We start from the raw sequence: 19,779 nt of genomic DNA, 5'->3' as shown, positions 1-19,779 counted from the left end.
CGCGTCACTCCCCCGTGGCCGCGCCGACGAGGGCGGCATCGCGCATCGGCGGTCGGGCGTCGGCAACGGCGCTCACGGTGCGGTCGATGGTGACCTGGCCGAGCACGCGCGTGCCGGCGTAGACGACGGCGGTCTGCCCGGGGGCGACGCCGACGAGGGGGTCTCGCGGGGTGATCACGAGCTGCATGCTGCCATGGACCTCCGACACCGCCGCCCGTGCGGGAACGGGGTCGGCGTGGGCGCGGATCTGCACGTCGCAGTCGAACGGCTGGTCGGGCCGCGTGGGCGGGGTGCCGGCCCACGTGTACGAGTACCCGGCGATCTCGCGGATCGCGAGCGCCTCCTGCGGTCCGACGACGACCGTGTTGTCCTTGGGCCGGATCTCCAGCACGAACCGCGGGCGGCCGTCGGGCGCCGGCGTGCCGATCGCGAGGCCCTTGCGCTGCCCGACCGTGAAGGCGGCGGCGCCCTGGTGCGTGCCGATCGCGTTCCCCTCGCCGTCGAGGATGTCGCCCGGCTCGGCGCCCACGCGGTCGGCGAGCCAGCCGCGGGTGTCGCCGTCGGGGATGAAGCAGATGTCGTGGCTGTCCGGCTTCTGCGCGACCTGGATCCCGCGCGCCTGGGCCTCCGCGCGCACCTCGGCCTTGGACGGCGTGGACCCGAGCGGGAAGTACGAGTGCGCGATCTGCTCGGCCGTGAGCACGCCCAGCACGTACGACTGGTCCTTGGCCCACGCCGCGGCGCGGTGAAGCTCCGGCTGTCCGTCGGGCCCCGGGATGACGTCGGCGTAGTGGCCCGTGCACACGGCGTCGAAGCCGAGGTCGAGCGCCTTCTCGAGGAGGGCCGCGAACTTGATCCGCTCGTTGCAGCGCATGCAGGGGTTGGGGGTGCGGCCGGCCTGGTACTCGGCGACGAAGTCGTCGACGACGTCGGCGGCGAAGCGCTCGGAGAAGTCCCATACGTAGAACGGGATGCCGAGGAGGTCGGCCGTGCGGCGCGCGTCCATGGAGTCCTCGATGGTGCAGCAGCCGCGGTACCCGGTGCGGAGCGTCCCCGGCATGCGGCTGAGCGCGAGGTGCACGCCCGTCACGTCGTGCCCGGCCTCCACGGCGCGGGCGGCGGCCACGGCGGAGTCGACTCCGCCACTCATCGCTGCGAGGATCTTCACCCCGTGAGCCTACGCGCCGCGCGTCCCGCGAGGCCCGCCCGGGAGGCCCGCGCGACGGCGTCGGGCAGCGCCGCGAGGAGCGCGTCCACGTCGGCGTCGGTGGTGGTGCGGCCGAGCGTGAAGCGGAGGGCGCCGCGCGCCTCGTCCTCGGGGATGCCCATGCCGAGGAGCACGTGCGAGACCTCGGGCACACCGGCCTGGCACGCGGATCCCGTCGAGACAGAGACGCCGGCCATGTCGAGCAGGAGCAGGAGCGAGTCGCCCTGGCAGCCCGCGAAGGTGAGGTGCGCGTTGCCGGGCAGGCGGCCCGCGGGATCCGGGTCGCCGCGGAGGACCGCGCCGGGGACGTCGCGGAGGACCGTCTCCACCAGGCGGTCGCGGAGGCGCGCCAGGCGCACGGCCTCGGCGTCGAGCTCGGCGACGGCGAGCGACACGGCCGCCGCGAACGCCACCGCGGAGGCCGCGTCCTGCGTGCCTGAGCGCACCTGCCGCTGCTGGCCGCCGCCGTGGATCTGCGGATCCACCGTCGCCTGCCGCGCGAGCACGAGCGCCCCGCTGCCGACGGGCCCGCCGACCTTGTGCGCCGAGACGCTCACGGCCGAGACGCCCGCCTCGCGCCAGCGCCGGAACGGCACCGGCATGTGCCCGAACGCGGCGACCGCGTCGACGTGCACGGGCACGCCGTGCGCCCGGGCGAGGGCGGCGAGCTCCTCGACCGGCTGGATCGTGCCCACCTCGTTGCTCGCGGCGAGGAACGTGAGGAGGGAGACGGATCCGGGGTCCGCGGCGAGCGCGGCGGCGACCTGGTCGACCCGGATGCGCCCGAGCGCGTCGATGGGGAGCCGCTCCACGGCGGCGCCGCGGCGCTCGAGCCACTCGACCGTGTCGGCTGTGGCGTGGTGCTCGCCGTCGGGCACGAGGATGCGCGTGCGCCGCGGGTCGGCCGTCACGCGCGCGCCGTGCAGCCCCTTGATCCCCAGGTTCACCGACTCGGTGCCGCCGGAGGTGAGCACGACCTCGACCGGGTCCGCGTCGAGCGCCCGCGCGATGGCCTCGCGCGCCTCCTCGAGCACGCGCCGCGCCTCCTGCCCGTGCGAGTGGATGGAGGACGGGTTCCCCACCAGGGTCAGCGCCCCGGCGAGCGCCGCGATCGCCTCCGGCCGCATGGGGGTCGTGGCCGCGTGGTCGAGGTAGACCGTCATGCCCCTACCCTAGGTCGCATGCCCCGCCCCGGACCGCCCGTGCCCCTGGGGCTGACGCTCCACGACCAGGGCGGCACGCTGCGCGTCGTGAGCCACGGCGCGTCCGCCGTCGAGCTCACCGTCTCGGACGTCGACGACCCCCGCCGCGTGGTCGAGGTCGTCGCGATGGAGCGCGGCGACGCGGGCGTGTGGACGGGATCCAGCGCCCGGCTCGTCCCCGGCACCGCGTACTCCGTGCGCGTCGACGGCGACCCCGCGCCCGGCGACTCCTTCGACCCGACGCGCCACCTGCTCGACCCGTACGCCCGCGGCCTCGTGCAGGTGGGCCCCGCCGCGTGGCGGTCAGTCGCCACGCGCGAGGTGCCCGCCGAGGAGCGCGCCGCCCGCCGCGCCGCGCGCCCCGTCGTGCCGCGCGACCGGCAGGTCGTCTACGAGCTGCACGTGCGCGGCTTCACGAAGACCGACGAGCGGCTGCCGGAGGAGCTGCGCGGCACGTACGCGGGCCTCGGGCACCCGACCACGGTGGAGCGCCTGGTCGACCTCGGGATCACGACGGTCGAGCTCCTGCCCGTGCACGCGTCCACGAGCGAGGAGCGGCTGCGCGCGCAGGGCCGCATCAACCACTGGGGCTACAACACGCTCGCCTACCTCGCGCCGCACGCGCCCTACGCGACGCGACGGGCCCGGGATGCCGGCGCCGACGAGGTCGCGGCGGAGTTCCGGGGCATGGTCGACGCGCTTCACGCCGCGGGGATCCAGGTCGTGCTCGACGTCGTCTACAACCACACGGCCGAGGAGGGCGCCGACGGGCCCGTCACGAGCCTCCGCGGCATCGACGGCTCGCGGTACTACCGGCACACGCCCGACGGCACGCCCATCGACGTGACGGGCTGCGGCAACACGGTCGACCTGTCCCGGCCCGACGCGCAGCGCCTCGTGCTCGACTCGCTCGAGCACTGGTCCGACGTGATGGGCGTCGACGGCTTCCGCTTCGACCTCGCCGTGACCCTCGGGCGCGACGAGCGCGTGGACTTCGACCCGGCGCACCCGCTGCTGCGCGCCATCGTCGAGGACGAGGCGCTCCAGGGGCTGCTCATGATCGCCGAGCCGTGGGACGTGGGCATGGGCGGCTGGCGCACGGGCGGGTTCGGATCCGGCTGGAGCGAGTGGAACGACGGCTACCGCGACGTCGTGCGCGACTTCTGGCTCACCGACGTCGCCGAGTCCCGGCGCACCGGCCGCGCCCCGAACGGCGTGGGGGCGCTCGCGTCCTGCCTCGCGGGATCCTCCGGAACCTTCGCCGCCGACCGCGGCCCGCTCGCCTCCGTCTCCTTCGTCACCGCGCACGACGGCTTCACGCTCGCCGACCTCACGAGCTACGACCGCAAGCACAACAGCGGCAACGGCGAGTCGAACCGCGACGGAACCGACGCGAACCGCTCGTGGAACCACGGCGTGGAGGGGCCGACGCGCGACGCCGCGATCCTCGCGGCCCGCAGGCGCACCTCGCGCAACCTGCTCGGGACGCTGCTCGTCTCCGCGGGCATCCCCATGATCACGATGGGCGACGAGCGCGGCCGCACGCAGCGCGGCAACAACAACGGCTACTGCCTCGACAACGCGGCGACGTGGATGCGCTGGGACGAGGACGCGTGGCGGATGGACCTGGAGGCGACCACGCGCCACCTGCTCCGCATCCGGCGGGAGAACCCGGCGCTCCGGCCCGTGCGCTACGCGGAGCCCGACGCGCACGTGCCGAGCGCGTCGGTGCTCGCCTGGCGCGACGCCGACGGCACGCCCATGACCGAGGCGGCCTGGGAGTCGACGGGCACGCGCACCCTGCAGTGGATCACCACGTCGACCCCCGAGACCGAGGAGCCGAGCCGCGTGCTCGTCGTCATCCACGGCCAGGAGTCCCGCGCGACGGTGACGCTGCCGGAGCACGACGGCGTGGCGTGCTGGCGCCTGCTGTGGTCGAGCGAGTGGGAGCGGCCCGAGGTGGTGGCGACGGACGACGCGCCCGGCGACCGGGTCGAGGTCGACGGGCCGGCGCTGGGGATCTACCAGGCCCGCTGACCCGGCCACCCGTCCGCCGAGGCGCGCGGCCGACCCGGACGGAGGCCGCGCCGGGTTCGCGTCGCGCGGCGCCCGTGTGCTCTCCTGGAGGCGCCCGCACGATCCGCCGCGCACCGCCGCGCCCGAGCACGAGGACGCCGCACATGACCGACGAGTCCCCCGGCCCGCCCGCCGACCTCCCCGCGGACCGGCGCCGCACGCTTACCCGCCGCGCGCTCGTCGCGGGCGGCGGCCTCGCGGCGCTGTCGGCCGTCGCCGCCGTAGCCGGCTGCACCACGACGCCACGCCCGGCACCGCCCACCGCGGGGGGCACGGCCACCCCGACCGCGGACGCCGGGGATCCGCCCACGCCCGCCGTCACCGCGTCCGGCGGCCCGCCGATCGAGCCCATGACCTACGGCCCCGACGACGCGCTCGCCGGCTTCTACGCGCTGCGCGACGGGGTCCGGGAGCGGCGCCTCATGATCGGCGTGCTCGGCGACAGCATCACGGAGGGCCAGGGCGCCACCACCCTGCAGCACGCGTACCCCGCCCAGCTCCGCGACCGGCTGCGCGGCGCGTACCCGTCGGGCGCGCGCGGCGGCCTCGACTACATCGCGTCCCGGCACCAGATCACCGTGCCCGCCGACCAGGGCTTCGCGTTCGCCGGCACGCCCACCGCGGGCGGCCGGCACGGCTGGGGGCGGCGCGTCGTGATGCTCACGGAGGCCGGCGGTCCCGGCACGTACACCGCGCGCATGACCTCGGCGCGCGTCTGCTGGTGGGCGCCCGGCCTCGACGCGGCGATCACCGTGCAGGTCGACGACGGCGCGCCCGAGACGGTCCGCGCCGACGTCGGCGGGTCCCTCACCTGGACGAGCCCGCAGATGGACTCCGCCGACCACGCGATCACCGTGGCGTGGGCCGGCGGGAAGCCCGAGCTCGAGGGCGCGTGGCTCTTCGACGGCGACGAGGACCGCGGCGTCCACGTCATCGAGGGCGGCAACTCCGGCTCGCAGCTCTGGCAGCTCTCGGAGGAGGCGCGGCCGGACGGCGTGAGCACGTGGATCCGCTCGGCCCCGCGCTTCGAGCTCGACCTCTGGATGCCCGAGCACCTCATCAACGACGTCGTCGTGCGCACGCCCGAGGAGGTGCGCTCGGACGCGGCCGTCCTCATCGAGCTGATCCGCACCACGAGCGAGGCGCCCATCCTCTTCACGCCGCCCTACGAGCGGACGACGCTGCCGATCCGCGGCACGACGTGGGCCGACTACATCGGCGCGCTGCGCGACGCGGCGTCGGCGGATCCGCGCGCCGATGTCTTCGAGATCGGCGCGTACATCCCCCGCATGGTGGGCGAGGGCGCCTCCGACCCGTACGGCTGGATGGGCCCGGACAACCACCCGAACGACCTCGGCTACGCGCGCTTCGCCGAGGTGCTCGCCGCGAAGCTCTCCGCCACCCCGGCCTGAGACGGCGGGCGGCGCCCCGATGGTCGCCGCCCGCCCCCGTCAGCCCGCGACCGCGACCAGCCCCGGCTCCGCGCTCGATGCGAGCAGCTCGTGCCGTGGCACGACGCGCACGGTGTAGCCGAACGGCCCCGCGCTCGCGAGCCGCACGGTGCCCGCGTACTCCTGCTGGCCGCCGGATCCGCCGACCGGCGCGAGCGCCTGCCGCACCACGTCGGTCAGCACGTCGCCCTCGCCCGTGCGCCCGTGCACGACCTCGACCGTCACGTCCTCGGAGCCGAGGCCCCCGAGCGCCACCCACGCGCGCACCCGCAGCTCGTCGCCGACCTGCGCCTGGTGCTCGACGCCCTCCGACTCGACGTGCGCGACCTGCACCGACGGCCACGCGGCGACGACCCGGCCGCGCCAGGCCGCCAGCTCGCGGGCCCGGGCGGATCCGTCGGCCGCGACGACCGCCTGCGCCCGCCCGGCCGGCACGTACAGCCGCTCGACGTACTGGCGCACCATGCGGTCGGCGCTGAGCTCGGGCGACAGCGTCCGCAGGGTGTGCCGGATGTCGTGCACCCAGCCCGTGGGCACGCCGTCGCCGTCGCGCTCGTAGAAGCGCGGCGCGATGCGGTTCTCGATGAGGTCGTACAGCGCGGTCGCCTCCATCGCGTCGCGCTCGGCGCCGTCGTGCGCGCGGTCAGCCGACGGGATCGCCCAGCCGTTGCCGCCGTCGAAGTACTCGTTCCACCAGCCGTCGAGGATCGACAGGTTCAGCGCGCCGTTGAGCGCCGCCTTCATGCCGGACGTGCCGCACGCCTCGAGCGGGCGCAGCGGGTTGTTGAGCCACACGTCGGTGCCCGGGTAGAGCAGCTGCGCCATGCCGATGTCGTAGTCGGGCAGGAACACGAGCCGCCCGCGGATCCCCGGCTCCGCGGCGAACCGCACGAGCTCCTGGATGAGGCGCTTGCCCTCGTCGTCTGCCGGGTGCGACTTGCCCGCGACCACGATCTGCACGGGCCGCTCCGGGTCGGTGAGGATCCGGCGGAGGCGCTCCCGGTCGTGGAGCATGAGCGTCAGCCGCTTGTAGGTCGGGACGCGCCGCGCGAAGCCGATCGTGAGGACCTCGGGGTCGAGCACGTCCTCGAGCCACGCCGGCTCGACCGCGCCCGGGTTCTGCTCGCGCCAGGCGCGCACGACGCGGCGTCGCGCGTCCTCGACGAGCTGCCGGCGCATCCGGCCGCGCACGTCCCACAGGTCGCCGTCGGTCACGGCCGACGACGACCAGTCCGCCGCCGTCGTGTCCCACGTGCCGAGGCGCTCGCGCGCGAGCGACATGAGCATCGGATCCGTCCACGTCGGTGCGTGCACGCCGTTCGTCACGCTCGTGATCGGCACCTCCTCGGTGTCGAACCCCGGCCAGAGCCCCGCGAACATGCCTCGGCTGACCTCGCCGTGCAGCTGGGAGACGCCGTTCGCGCGCTGTGCGAGACGCAGGCCCATGAGCGCCATGTTGAACACGTCGGGCGATCCGCCCTCGTGCAGCTCCGCCCCGAGCCCGAGCACGCGCTCCGTCGGCACGCCCGGCAGCAAGCGCTCGGTCACGTGCTGCCGCACGAGTTCGACGTCGAACCGGTCGATCCCCGCGGGCACGGGCGTGTGCGTCGTGAACACCGTGCCCGCGCGCACCACCTGCAGCGCCTCGTCGAAGTCGAGGCCGTCGGCCATGAGCGTCGAGATGCGCTCGACGCCGAGGAAGCCCGCGTGGCCCTCGTTGGTGTGGAAGACGCGCGGAACGGGCGCGCCGGTGACGCGCGCGTGCGCCGCGATGGCGCGCACCCCGCCGACGCCGAGCAGCAGCTCCTGGTGCAGCCGGTGCTCGCCGCCGCCGCCGTAGAGCCGGTCGGTCACCCGCCGGAGCTCGTCGTCGTTCTCGGGCACGTCGGTGTCGAGGAGGAGCAGCGGGATCCGTCCCACCCGGGCCCCCCAGATCCGCGCGTGCAGCGTGCGGTCGCCCGGCAGCTCGAGCGCGACGTGGACGGGCGCGCCGTCGGCGTCGCGCAGCACCTGGAGCGGCAGGCCGTCCGGGTCGAAGACGGGGTAGCTCTCCTGCTGCCAGCCGTCGGAGGAGATCCCCTGGCGGAAGTAGCCGGAGCGGTAGAAGAGGCCGACGCCGACAAGCGGGACGCCGAGGTCGGAGGCGCTCTTGAGGTGGTCGCCCGCGAGGATCCCGAGGCCGCCCGAGTACTGCGGCAGCGCGGCGGCGATCCCGAACTCGGGCGAGAAGTAGCCGATCGCCTCGGGCACGTCGCCCTCGAGCTGCTGGTACCAGCGCGGCTCGCGCACGTACGCCCGGAGGTCGGCGCGCTGCTCCTCCGCCCACGCCACGAAGCCCTCGTCGTCCGCGAGCTCGCGCAGGCGCTCCTGGTCGACCACGCCGAGCAGCGCGACCGGATCGTGACCCGTCCCCTCCCACAGCTCGGGGCTCACGTGCGCGAACACGCGGCGGGTGGGCTCGTACCACGACCATCGGAGGTTGCCGGCCAGCTCGTCCAGCGCGGACAGCTCCTCCGGGAGGACGGCACGGACGGTGAATCTGCGGATGGCCTTCACGGGACTCCCTAGGACCGGACGGCGGCGGGCTGGCCCGCGCGGATGGCTCCCGAGCCTAGGGGCGCGGGGTGGCAGGGCACCAGGGTCCGGCCCGCGCGTGGAGGGTCCGTGGCCGCGGGGCGCACGGGCGATGACGCGCGGCCGTCGGGCATCCGCACGGCGCCGGCCACCGCCGCGGCGAGCGACAGCCGGACGGCGCACGGGCTACGGTCGAACAGTGACCACACCCCAGGACGGACCCGATCCCCTCCCCCGCCCGGTGCGCGGCCGTGCAGCCCGCAAGGCCGCCAAGGCCCAGAAGCTCCAGGACGCCCAGAAGCCGCCCGAGCCCCGACTCCCCCTGACCCCCCAGGTGCCCGCGCAGGCGGCACCCGCCCCCGCGGCTCCGGAGCCGCAGTCGCCGGTGATCCCGTCGACGCCCGTGCCCCCGGCGCCCGCGGCGACGGAGCCCGCGCGCGTCGCGGCCCCCGAGCAGGCGCCCGCCACCCCCGCCGAGCGCGCCCCGGAGGTCGCCTCCGCGCCGGAGCCGGCCGCACCCATGCCCTCGACGCCCCGCCACGCGGCTCCGGTCGCCGAGCCGACGCCGGCCGTCGACTCGTCGCAGCCGTCCCCCGCCGCCGAGTCCGCGACCGACGACCACGTCCCCGTCATCGGCCGCATCCCGATCCTGTCGCTCACCCCGCAGATCGAGGACGACCTCTGGCCCGCCAAGAGCTTCGTCCACGACGTGGTGCCCTTCGGCGCGACGATCTTCCGTGAGGGCCACGACCTCATCGGCGCGGACGTCCTCCTCACCGATCCGTCGGGCTCCGTGACCGAGCACCGCATGTCGCTCGACGCCACGAAGCCCGGGCTCGACCGCTGGATCACGACCGCCCAGCTCGAGACGCAGGGCGTCTGGACCTGGCGTGTGAGCGCGTGGTCGGACGACTTCGGCACGTGGCTGCACAACGCGGAGATCAAGGTCCCCGCGGGCCTCGACGTCGACGTGATGCTCGCCCTCGGCGCGGAGGCGCTCGAGCGCGCGGCGGCGGACGACGCCCGCGACGCCGCCGACCGCGAGGTGCTCCGCGCCGCGCTCTCCGCGATCGCCGAGGCCGACGCCACGCCGACCGCGCGCCTCGCCGCCGCCACGACCCCCGAGGTCCTCGCCGCGATCGACCGCGTCCCGCTCCGCAGCCTCGTCACGCTCTCGCCCGAGCGCACGATCGTCGTGGAGCGCGAGCGCGCCGCCGTCGGGTCCTGGTACGAGTTCTTCCCCCGCTCCGAGGGCGCCGTCCAGCACGAGGACGGCTCCTGGACGAGCGGCACGTTCGCGACCGCGGCCGAGCGCCTCCCCGCCATCCGCGACATGGGCTTCGACGTCGTCTACATCCCGCCGGTGCACCCCATCGGGCGCACCAACCGCAAGGGCCCGAACAACACGCTCACGGCCGGGCCGCACGACCCGGGATCGCCCTACGGCATCGGCTCCGAGGACGGCGGGCACGACTCCATCCACCCCGAGCTCGGCACGGTCGAGGACTTCCGCGCGTTCGTCCAGGCGGTCGCCGACCATGGCATGGAGCTCGCGATCGACATCGCGCTCCAGGCGTCGCCCGACCACCCCTGGGTCACCACGCACCCGGAGCTCTTCACGACGCTCCCCGACGGCTCGATCGCGTACGCGGAGAACCCGCCGAAGAAGTACCAGGACATCTACCCGCTGAACTTCGACAACGACCCGGAAGGGTCGTACCGCGAGATGCTCCGGGTCATGCGCGTGTGGCTCGGCCTCGGCGTCAAGATCTTCCGCGTCGACAACCCGCACACCAAGCCGCTCGTGTTCTGGGAGCGCCTCATCCACCAGGTGATGCGCGACGAGCCCGATGCGATCTTCCTCAGCGAGGCCTTCACGCGCCCCGCGATGATGCGCACGCTCGCCAAGATCGGGTTCCAGCAGTCGTACACGTACTTCACGTGGCGCAACACGAAGAAGGAGCTCGAGGAGTACCTCACCGAGGTCAGCCACGAGACGAGCGACTACCTGCGCCCGAACTTCTTCGCGAACACGCACGACATCCTCACGCCCTACCTGCAGTTCGGCGGGCGGGCCGCGTACCGGATCCGCGCCGCCATCGCGGCGACCGCGTCGCCGTCGTGGGGCATCTACTCGGGCTACGAGCTGATCGAGAACGTCGCGCGCCCCGGCGCCGAGGAGAACATCGACAACGAGAAGTACGAGTACAAGCCGCGCGACTGGCAGCGCCAGGAGGAGCTCGGCGGATCCATCGCGCCGGAGATCACGCGCCTCAACGAGATCCGCCGCGAGCACCCCGCGCTCCGCCAGCTGCGGAACCTCGACGTGCACTGGAGCGACGACGACTCGATCCTCGTCTACTCCAAGCACCTCGCGGCCGAGCACACCGGCACGGGCGAGGCCGACACGATCCTCGTGGTCGCGAACGTCGACCCGCACTCCGCGCGCGAGACCCAGGTCCACCTCGACCCGACCCGCTTCGGCCTCGCCGAGGACGCCGTGTTCGACGTCGAGGACCTCCTCACGGGCGACGTCTACACGTGGTCCACCTCCAACTTCGTCCGGCTCGACGCCTTCACGCACCCCGTGCACGTGTTCCGGGTCCACCCGACCGCATCGAAGGGATGACGGACATGACCGACACCACCCCCCAGCAGGACCCCCGCGACGAGCTGCCCGGCGCCGACGTCGTCGTGCCGCCGGCCGCCGAGGCCGACCCCGAGCAGGGCGCCGACGTCGCCGTGCCCGTGGCCGACGACAGCTCCGCCGAGGAGCCCCACGCCTCCGCCTCCGGCCCCATCCGCCTCCCCGAGCTCGCCGACCACGACCTGCGCGCCATCGCCGAGGGCGTCCACTCCGGACCGCACTCGGTCCTCGGCCAGCACCCCGTATCCATCGACGGCGTCGGCGACGACCTCGTCGTCGTCCGCGCGCTGCGCCCCCTCGCGGACGCCGTCTCGGTGATCCTCTCCACCGGCGCCCGCGTCGCCCTTGCCCACGTGGGCCACGGCGTCTGGCAGGGCGCGCACGTGCTCGGCCTGCAAGACTACCGGGTCGAGGCCCGCTACTCCGACGGCGGTACCTGGACCTCGGACGATCCGTACCGCTTCCTCCCCACCGTCGGCGACCTCGACCTTTACCTCTTCGGCGAGGGCCGCCACGAGCGCCTCTGGGACGTCCTCGGCGCCCACCACCGCGAGCACTGGGGCGTCGCGCAGACGTACTGGGGCGTCTCGTTCTCGGTGTGGGCGCCGCACGCCCGGGCCGTCCGCGTCATCGGCGGCTTCAACGGCTGGGACGGCGTGCAGCACGCGATGCGCCGCCTCGACGGCAACGGCGTGTGGGAGCTCTTCGTCCCGGGCGTCGAGCCCGGCGTCTCGTACAAGTTCGAGATCCTCACGCAGGCGGGTCATTGGATCGAGAAGGCCGACCCCATGGCCCGCATGACCGAGGTCCCGCCCGCCACCGCCTCGCGCGTCGAGACGAGCCACTACCAGTGGGACGACGCCGCCTGGCTCGAGGAGCGCGCCGCGCGCGACCCGCACGACTCCCCCATGAGCGTGTACGAGATGCACCTCGGATCCTGGCGCCCTGGCCTCGGCTACCGCGAGGTGGCCGGCGAGCTCGTCGCGTACCTGCAGGAGCTGCGCTACACGCACGTCGAGTTCCTGCCGCTGGCGGAGCATCCCTTCGGCGGATCCTGGGGCTACCAGGTCTCCGGCTACTACGCGCCCACCTCGCGGTTCGGCTCCCCCGACGACCTCAAGTTCCTCATCGACTCGCTGCACCAGGCGGGCATCGGCGTCATCGTGGACTGGGTGCCCGCCCACTTCCCGAGGGACGCCTTTGCGCTCGCGCGGTTCGACGGCCAGCCGCTCTACGAGCACACCGACCCGCGCCGCGGCGAGCAGCAGGACTGGGGCACCCTCGTCTTCGACTTCGGCCACTCGCAGGTGCGCAACTTCCTCGTCGCGAACGCGCTGTACTGGTTCGAGGAGTTCCACGTCGACGGCCTGCGCGTGGACGCCGTGGCCTCGATGCTCTACCTCGACTACTCGCGCGAGGAGGGCCAGTGGCTGCCGAACGTGCACGGGGGCCGCGAGAACCTCGAGGCGATCTCGTTCCTGCAGGAGGTCAACGCCACCGCGTACCGCACCCACCCCGGCATCGTGGTGATCGCAGAGGAGTCCACGAGCTTCCCCGGCGTCACCCGCCCCACGAGCGACGGCGGCCTCGGCTTCGGGCTCAAGTGGAACATGGGCTGGATGCACGACACGCTCGACTACGCGGCCGAGGACCCGATGTACCGGTCGTACCACCACGGCCAGATCACTTTCTCGATGGTCTACGCGTACACGGAGAACTTCCTCCTCCCCATCAGCCACGACGAGGTCGTGCACGGGAAGGGCTCGCTCGTCGGCAAGATGCCGGGCGACCACTGGCAGAAGCTCGCCAACGTGCGCGCCTACCTCAGCTTCATGTGGTCGCACCCCGGCAAGCAGCTGCTGTTCATGGGCCAGGAGTTCGGGCAGGTGTCCGAGTGGAGCGAGGAGCGCGGGCTCGACTGGTGGATCCTCGACCAGCCCGTCCACCGCGCCCTGTTCGACCTCGTCGGGTCGCTCAACCGAACGTACATCGACACGCCCGCGCTGTGGGCGCTCGACAACGACCCGGCCGGCTTCGAGTGGATCGACGCGGGCGACGCCGGGCGGAACGTGCTCGCGTTCCTCCGCCGCGACCGCGCGGGCAACCAGGTCGCCGTCGTGCACAACTTCTCCGGCGCGCCCATCTCGGGCTATCGGCTGGGGCTGCCGCAGGCGGGCGTGTGGGAGGAGATCCTCAACACGGACGCCGAGCAGTTCGGCGGATCCGGCGTCGGCAACCTCGGCGCCGTCCACGCGGGCGACGAGGGCTGGCACGGCCGTCCCGCCTCGGCGGAGCTGACGCTGCCGCCGCTCGCGGGCCTGTGGCTCCGGCTGAAGCAGGATCCGGCGGACCTCACGCCCGTCGAGGCGCCCGCGCACGCCGCCCCCGACGCGGACGAGTCGCGTGCCGACGGCACGCCGTTCGCCGAGGCCACCGCCGCGCCCGTGCTCCCGCAGTCGCCCGACGTACAGCCGCCCGTCGAGGGCCTGTCCGCGACGGGCGACGCCCCGGGAGCCGACGACGGCACCCCGCGGGTGCCGACGGTCTGACCGGACCGCGCACATGACGACGGCGCCGCATCCCCGAGGGGATGCGGCGCCGTCGTCGTGGCGGGACGCGCGTCAGTAGAGGAGGCGCGTGAGCTGGCGGCGTGCCACGGCGACCCGCGGGTCCTCCAGGCCGACGACCTCGAAGTGCTCGAGCAGGCGCTGGCGCACGGCCTCGCGCCCCTCGGCGTCCGCCGACGGGAACAGCTCGAGCAGGCGCGTGAACGCGTCCTCGACGTGCCCGCCGGAGAGGTCGAGGTCGGCGACCAGCAGCTGGGCGTCGACGTCCTGGGGCGCGGCCGCGGCGGCGCCGCGGATCTCGTCCGCCGCCTTCCCGTCGAGCCGGTGCAGGAGGCTGACCTGCGCGAGGCCGGCGACCGCGAGGGCATCGCGCGGGTTCTGCGCGATCGCCGTGCGGTACTCGGCGGCGGCGGACGCGTAGTCCCCCTGCTCGATGAACGCGTACGCCTCCGCGTGGTGCGGCGGCAGCGGCTCCTCGACCGGGGCGGCGGGCTCCGCGGAGGCGTCGGGAGCGACGGCCCGGCCGGTCACGCCGTTCTGCTGCGCCAGCTCCAGCACCTGCTGGATGACGTCGCGGACCTGGTCCTCGGGGATCACACCCGCGAAGAGCCCCACGGGACGGCCGCCGATGAGCGCGGCGACCGTGGGGACGGTCTGCGCCTGGAAGGCCTGCCCGAGCTGCGGGCTCTGGTCCACGTCGATGCGCACGAGCAGCACGCGGCCGGCCTTCTCGGTGACCACGCGCTCGAGCACGGGCGACAGCTCGCGGCTCGAGGCGAGCCCCGTCGAGACGAGCTCCACGATGACGGGGACCACGGACGAGATGTCGAGGAACTGCGTGAACGAGGCGTCGTCCGCCGCGAGCACGAGGCCGGGGACGTCGACCGTCTGCGGAGCGCCCGTCCCGTCGACGGGGGCACCGGGGGCGCCCGTCGCACCCGCGGCGGGCGATCCGCCCGCGGGCGCGGCAGGAGCCTGCGCCCGGTTCACGAGCGAGGACAGGTCGACCGCGCCGCGGAGGCTGGCGGCGGAGGGGGGCACGTGCGTCATGGGAGCTCCTTGGCCGAGGTGATGTGGGTGCTGGAGGCGTACAGGCGGATCTTCTCGCCCGAGTTCACGGGAGGCACGTACATGAGCATCTGCGCCGTGCGGACGGTGTCGAAGCCCTTCGCCGAGTCGGTGAGCCCGGTGATCGCCTGGACCTCCGGGTTCGCGTTGACCTTCGCGCCCTCGGCGGTCGGCTTCGCGACGATGCCCAGCTGCACGGTCACGCTGACGAGCGCCCCGGACTCGACCGTCGACATCGCCACGGGCGTCGCCGTGTCCGCCGTGGCGGCGAACTCGACCGTGCCCGTCTCGCCGATGGACGCGGGGAAGTCGGTCTTGCGCTTCGCGTCCTGCGCCCGCACGCCGTCGTCGGTCGGGTCGAAGAGGCCGGCGTACTGGCTGGCGTCGCCCTTGTTGAGCACGTCCGCGTAGGCCGCGGAGAGCTGATCCGGCTGCACGGCCAGGAGCTTCACGTCCGCCGCGAGCCGCGCCGCGCCGATGGCGGCCGGGGCCACGTCAGGGAGCGCCGCCGTGGTGGAGATGGGCATGGCGTAGAGGACGCGGTAGTTGTCGCGCGGGCTGTCCTGCACGAGCGTCAGCGACAGCGTCGGTGCGTCCTCCGTGTCGGGGTCCTTGACCACGGCCGCGACCGTGCGCGGCCAGGTGAGCGTCGCCTGCGGCAGCGTCAGCTGGAGGTCGCCGGCCGGGATGGCGGGGACGGCGGCGATGTCGGGCTTGGCCTTCCGCACCTGGTAGTCCGCGGTGCGCTCCTGCAGCGCCGGTCCGGCGAACCGGGGCGCCAGGGCCGCGGCGTCGAGGGATTGGTCCGCCGCGGTGGAGACCTCGGACACGCGGGAGACGATGCGGTCGGCCTGGTCCTGGGTGACGACGGGCGGATCGGCGTCCTCGGCCTCGCGGGCGGCGTCGAGCGACGAGGTCGGGGTGGGCGTCGCGCGGGATCCCGCACCCGCGGCGAGGTCGGCCGGCGCGCCCTGCGCGGTGCAGCCGCTGAGCGCGAGGCCGGTGACGACGAGGACGGGCAGCGCGATGAGACCGCGACGACCGCGGCCCTTGGGCGTCACGGGTGCTGCCCCGGTGCCGGCCGTCAGTGCCGCTCGACGGGCGGCCGGCCCGATGCGCGGGATCCGCGGGCCGCCGCGCGGAGGCAGGTTGCGGCGGGGACCGCGGCTGCGACGCAGGTGGCGGAGCGCCAGCAGGTAGAGGACGAGCCCCACGACGAGCAGCACGATGCCGCCGACCACGAGTGGGACGACCCAGGGCGACTCGCCCTCGGACGGCCACGAGAGCTCGACGTCGGCGGGGGCCGCCGCCTGGCCGTCGGTGGCGAGGATGAGGCTCACGTCATCCGGGAGCCGGGTGCTGAGCGACACCTCGCCCTCGCCGGTCTGCTCGGAGAGCCAGAGGTCGGATCCGCGGGGATCGGTGACCGTGGGCGTCGCCTCGGCGGCGGTGCCGGACGCGTCGGCGCCCGGGGCCCCTGCGGTGGGGCTCGGCGTCGGCGTGGTCGCATCGGGCTGGACGACCTGGCTGGTCAGCGCGCCCTGCTCGTCCATCGCGATGCGCGTGTACGGGCTGCTGCCGACCCATGCCGCCACGTCGGACGCGGGGCCGTAGGCCGCGAAGACCTCGCCGTCGCCGCGGACGACCGTGTCCTGCAGACCCGGGTGCGCGTTGAGCGTCTTCCCGTCGACGATCGTGTACGCGGCACCGCCGGCGGAGGACGTGGCCGCGGTGATGCGGTCGGGTCCCGCCAGGAACGTGTGCTGGGCGATCCCCAGCCCGATCATGAGGGCCGCGACCACGAAGGTCGCGATCGCCAGGACGAATCGCACGGGTGTCTCCTCTCGTGTCGTCGCGGGCGGCGGCCGCATGAGCAGCGATCGGATGACGACCGCGGCAGCCGCCGAGCACGGGTGCTCTCGCGACGCTCCGCCGTGCTGCAGGCGGACCGGCGGCGGACGACGACAACGAAGGATACCGGACGACCCTGGGAGCGCCTCGCCGCGGGCCCGCCGGCGTCGGGAGACGCACCGGGCTGCGCGCCGTCGACTCGGTAGGATCGGCACCTGCTGCGCCCCGCCCGGCGTCCGCGAGCCGCCCGCGAAGGAGTATCCCGTGCCCCACGACGACACGCCGTTCAGCCCCGCCATGCGCGGCTACAACCGCGACGAGGTCGACCGGGCCGTCGCCGACCTCCGCCGTGAGCTCATCCGCTCGAATCAGCAGGGCGCCGAGCTCCGGGCCGAGGCCGAGCGCCTCCGCCGCAGCGAGCAGGAGCTGCGCGACGAGCTGGACGAGGTCGGCAGCCCCACGTTCGCCGGCCTCGGCAGCCGGCTCGAGGCCACCCTCCGCGTCGCCGAGGAGCAGTCGACGCGACTGGTCGCCCAGGCGGACGCGGATGCCGGCCGGCTCCGCCGCGCCACCCAGGAGGAGACGGACGCACAGCGCGCCGAGGCCGAGGCGACCGCCCGCCACCTCGTGGACTCGGCGCGGGCGCAGGCCGCGCAGATCCTCGACGCCGCGCGCCGCGAGGCGGACGACCTGCACGAGCGGGCCGACGACCGCGCCGAGGGCCTCCGCAGCGACGCCGAGCGCGAGGCCGCCGCCCTCCTCCTCCGCACCCGCACCGAGGTGGCCGACCTCCGAGCCACCGCGGAGCGCGACACCGACGCCCAGCGCGCAGAGGCCGCCCGCGAGGTCGCGGAGCTCCGCGCCCGGGTGGACCGCGAGACCGACGAGGCCCGCCGCGACGCCGCCGACCTCGCCCGCGACACCGTCCTCGCCCGCGGCGCGCTCGAGCGCGAGCTCGCCGACGCGCGCGCCCGGCACGACGAGATCGTCGCGGAGGAGCGCGCCGAGCTCGACCGTGACGTGCGCGAGACGGAGGAGCGGCTGCGGCTCGACGAGGAGACCCGCCGCATCGCCCTGGCCCAGCTCGACGAGCAGACCCGCGCCGACCTCGACCGCGAGATCGAGCAGGCGCGCACCGACTGGGACCGCGACCTGCAGGCGTCGCGCGACGACTTCGACCGCCGGATCCTCGCGGAGCGCACCGCGTTCGACCGCGACGTGGAGGAGACCCGCGCCGCCCTCGAGCGGGAGATCGCCGAGACGCGCGAGGCGCTCGAGCTCGAGCTGGCGACCGCCCGGGGCGACCTCGCGCGCGACGAGGATGAGGCCCGCACCGACCTCGCCCGCGACATCGCCCAGGGCACCGAGCGCCTGGAGCGCGAGACCCGGGCGACGCGCGCGCAGCTCGAGCTCGAGGCCGTCACCGCGCGAGCGGCCCTCGAGCGGGAGATCGCCGAGGCCGAGGCCCTGGAGGCCGACCGCCGGGAGGCCGAGCGCCTCCGCCTCGAGCGCGAGGTCGCCGAGACCCGGCGCGAGATCGCGGCCGAGGCCGACGAGGCGCGCCTCCTGCTCAGCCGCGAGATCGAGCAGGGCCACCTCGACCTCGACGCCGAGATCACCGCCCGCCGCGACCACGACGCCCGCGACGCCGCCGAGCGCCAGCGTGAGGCCGCCGACCGCACGGCCGCCTACCTCGGCGAGGCGGAGGTTCGGCTGCAGGAGGTCACGGCGCTGCTCGCCTCCACGCGCGCGGAGGCGGAGGCGCTCGCGGTCGAGAGCCGCGACTCCGCGCGGAAGGTGCGGGAGGACGCCGTCCACGACGCGCGCGCAGCCATCGCCGACGCCGAGCGCCGCGCCCGCGAGACCGTCGCCGACGCGGAGCGCCGTGCGCGCGAGGCCGTCGCCGACGCGGAGGAGCGCCTCGACCGGATTAGGATCGAGCGCGAGGCGGTGGCCGCGTACCTCGAGAACGTGCGCGGCGTGCTGACCCAGGCGGACGACTCCGCCTCCTCCGACGACGACGACGACGAACCCCGCACCGCGCGCTGAGCGCGTGCCCATTCGGAGGCCCACGACGTGAAGATCCAGAACCCCTACCGCCTCGGCCTGCTGGCCGGGCTCGGCGTGCTCACCGCGCTCGTCATCGGCGGCGCGCTCGTGTCGCTCGGGACCGTCCTCACCTACGTGGGCACGGCCATCTTCCTGGCCCTCGGCATCGACCCGCTCGTCACGTTCCTCGAGCGCAAGGGCGTGCCGCGCCCCGTCGCCATCCTCGTGATCTTCCTGGTGCTGCTCGGCTCCCTCGCCGGTGTGCTGCTGGCGGTCATCCCCGTCGTCGTCAACCAGGCGAGCGCCCTCGTCACGCAGATCGTGCAGTACGCGCAGAGCGTGAGCGGCGACCAGTTCATCGAGAACCTGCAGTCGTTCGTGCCGCGCGAGGTCTTCGACGTGCAGAGCGGCGCGGACCAGCTCATCGAGTACCTCTCCAACGCGTCAAACGTCGCCGCCATCACGGGGAACGTCCTCACCGTCGCCTTCACGATCGGCAACTTCCTCTTCGGCCTGGTGATCGTCGTGATCCTCACGATGTACTTCACGGCCTCGCTCAGCTCCTTCAAGAGCGGCCTCTACAAGCTCGTGCCGGCCACGCGCCGCGCGCGCTTCGCCGACATCGCGGAGCAGATCACGCAGTCGGTCGGCCGCTACGTCATGGGCCAAGTGGGCCTCGCGCTCTGCAACGGTGTGCTGAGCTTCGTCTACCTCAGCATCGTCGGCGCGGCACTGCCGGCGGTCTGGGCGTTCATCGCGTTCCTGTTCTCGCTGCTGCCGCTCGTGGGCACGATCACCGGCTCCGCGCTCATCGTGCTCGGCCAGATCGTGCTGCTGCCGGAGTCCATGAACACGTGGATCGCGGTGGCCGTGTACTACCTCGTGTACATGCAGATCGAGGCGTACGTGCTCAGCCCGAACATCATGAACCGCGCGGTCAAGGTGCCCGGCCTCATCGTCGTCATCGCGGCGCTCACGGGCGGCACCCTGCTCGGCGTGCTCGGCGCGCTCATCGCGGTGCCGGTCGCCGCGGCGGTGCTGCTCATCATCCGCCAGGTCGCGGTCCCGCTGCAGAACGAGCGCTGAC

General features: G+C 74.4%; 11 protein-coding genes. 6 read left to right on the top strand and 5 right to left on the bottom strand.

The window, feature by feature from the left end:
- Positions 1–4: 4 nt before the first annotated feature.
- On the bottom strand, positions 5–1,168 hold the full coding sequence (gene mnmA, locus CMN_RS06740; RefSeq protein ID WP_015490089.1) for a tRNA 2-thiouridine(34) synthase MnmA: 1,164 nt from the start codon (positions 1,166–1,168) through the stop codon (positions 5–7).
- The gene (locus CMN_RS06735; RefSeq protein WP_015490088.1) at positions 1,165–2,370 is read right to left on the bottom strand and encodes a cysteine desulfurase family protein; all 1,206 of its coding nucleotides are present in this window, start codon (positions 2,368–2,370) and stop codon (positions 1,165–1,167) included. The genes mnmA and CMN_RS06735 overlap by 4 nt, the downstream gene beginning before the upstream one ends.
- Before the next feature lie 18 nt (positions 2,371–2,388).
- Between CMN_RS06735 and CMN_RS06730 the strand changes: the two genes are divergently transcribed.
- The gene (locus CMN_RS06730; protein ID WP_041465256.1) at positions 2,389–4,446 is read left to right on the top strand and encodes a glycogen debranching protein; all 2,058 of its coding nucleotides are present in this window, start codon (positions 2,389–2,391) and stop codon (positions 4,444–4,446) included.
- Between the two features lie 143 nt (positions 4,447–4,589).
- The gene (locus CMN_RS06725) at positions 4,590–5,897 is read left to right on the top strand and encodes an SGNH/GDSL hydrolase family protein (RefSeq protein ID WP_015490086.1); all 1,308 of its coding nucleotides are present in this window, start codon (positions 4,590–4,592) and stop codon (positions 5,895–5,897) included.
- A 39-nt stretch (positions 5,898–5,936) separates the two neighbouring features.
- Here CMN_RS06725 and glgP read toward each other — a convergent pair whose 3' ends face one another.
- Positions 5,937–8,492: an alpha-glucan family phosphorylase gene (glgP, locus tag CMN_RS06720; RefSeq protein WP_015490085.1), complete on the bottom strand. Its 2,556-nt coding sequence runs from the start codon at positions 8,490–8,492 to the stop codon at positions 5,937–5,939.
- 352 nt (positions 8,493–8,844) lie between these two features.
- On the opposite strand from glgP, the gene CMN_RS06715 reads away from it, so the two are divergent.
- The gene (locus CMN_RS06715; RefSeq protein ID WP_015490084.1) at positions 8,845–11,139 is read left to right on the top strand and encodes an alpha-1,4-glucan--maltose-1-phosphate maltosyltransferase; all 2,295 of its coding nucleotides are present in this window, start codon (positions 8,845–8,847) and stop codon (positions 11,137–11,139) included.
- Positions 11,136–13,706 carry a 1,4-alpha-glucan branching protein GlgB gene (gene glgB, locus CMN_RS06710; protein WP_015490083.1) on the top strand — a complete coding sequence of 857 codons (2,571 nt, stop codon included), beginning with the start codon at positions 11,136–11,138 and terminating at the stop codon, positions 13,704–13,706. The genes CMN_RS06715 and glgB overlap by 4 nt, the downstream gene beginning before the upstream one ends.
- 72 nt (positions 13,707–13,778) lie before the next feature.
- Here glgB and CMN_RS06705 read toward each other — a convergent pair whose 3' ends face one another.
- Positions 13,779–14,774 carry a tetratricopeptide repeat protein gene (locus CMN_RS06705; protein ID WP_015490082.1) on the bottom strand — a complete coding sequence of 332 codons (996 nt, stop codon included), beginning with the start codon at positions 14,772–14,774 and terminating at the stop codon, positions 13,779–13,781.
- A complete protein-coding gene (locus CMN_RS06700; RefSeq protein ID WP_015490081.1) occupies positions 14,771–16,624 on the bottom strand; it encodes a DUF8094 domain-containing protein in 1,854 nt (617 codons plus the stop codon). The genes CMN_RS06705 and CMN_RS06700 overlap by 4 nt, the downstream gene beginning before the upstream one ends.
- Positions 16,625–16,907: 283 nt before the next feature.
- On the opposite strand from CMN_RS06700, the gene CMN_RS06695 reads away from it, so the two are divergent.
- Both CMN_RS06695 and CMN_RS06690 read left to right on the top strand, forming a co-directional pair.
- Positions 16,908–18,692 carry a coiled-coil domain-containing protein gene (locus CMN_RS06695; RefSeq protein WP_015490080.1) on the top strand — a complete coding sequence of 595 codons (1,785 nt, stop codon included), beginning with the start codon at positions 16,908–16,910 and terminating at the stop codon, positions 18,690–18,692.
- Between the two features lie 27 nt (positions 18,693–18,719).
- Positions 18,720–19,778 carry an AI-2E family transporter gene (locus CMN_RS06690; protein WP_015490079.1) on the top strand — a complete coding sequence of 353 codons (1,059 nt, stop codon included), beginning with the start codon at positions 18,720–18,722 and terminating at the stop codon, positions 19,776–19,778.
- Position 19,779: the final 1 nt, after the last annotated feature.

Source organism: Clavibacter nebraskensis NCPPB 2581, from assembly GCF_000355695.1.
Classification (GTDB): domain Bacteria; phylum Actinomycetota; class Actinomycetes; order Actinomycetales; family Microbacteriaceae; genus Clavibacter; species Clavibacter nebraskensis.
Note: the sequence above shows the minus strand (reverse complement) of the source record. Positions and strands in the feature narration are given on the sequence as shown.

Coding starts and splice junctions, on each gene's coding strand:
- CMN_RS06735 (WP_015490088.1), bottom strand. CDS start 2,370: ATGACGGTCTACCTCGACCACGCGGCCACGACCCCCATGCGGCCGGAG.
- CMN_RS06705 (WP_015490082.1), bottom strand. CDS start 14,774: ATGACGCACGTGCCCCCCTCCGCCGCCAGCCTCCGCGGCGCGGTCGAC.
- glgB (WP_015490083.1), top strand. CDS start 11,136: ATGACGGACATGACCGACACCACCCCCCAGCAGGACCCCCGCGACGAG.
- CMN_RS06725 (WP_015490086.1), top strand. CDS start 4,590: ATGACCGACGAGTCCCCCGGCCCGCCCGCCGACCTCCCCGCGGACCGG.
- CMN_RS06730 (WP_041465256.1), top strand. CDS start 2,389: ATGCCCCGCCCCGGACCGCCCGTGCCCCTGGGGCTGACGCTCCACGAC.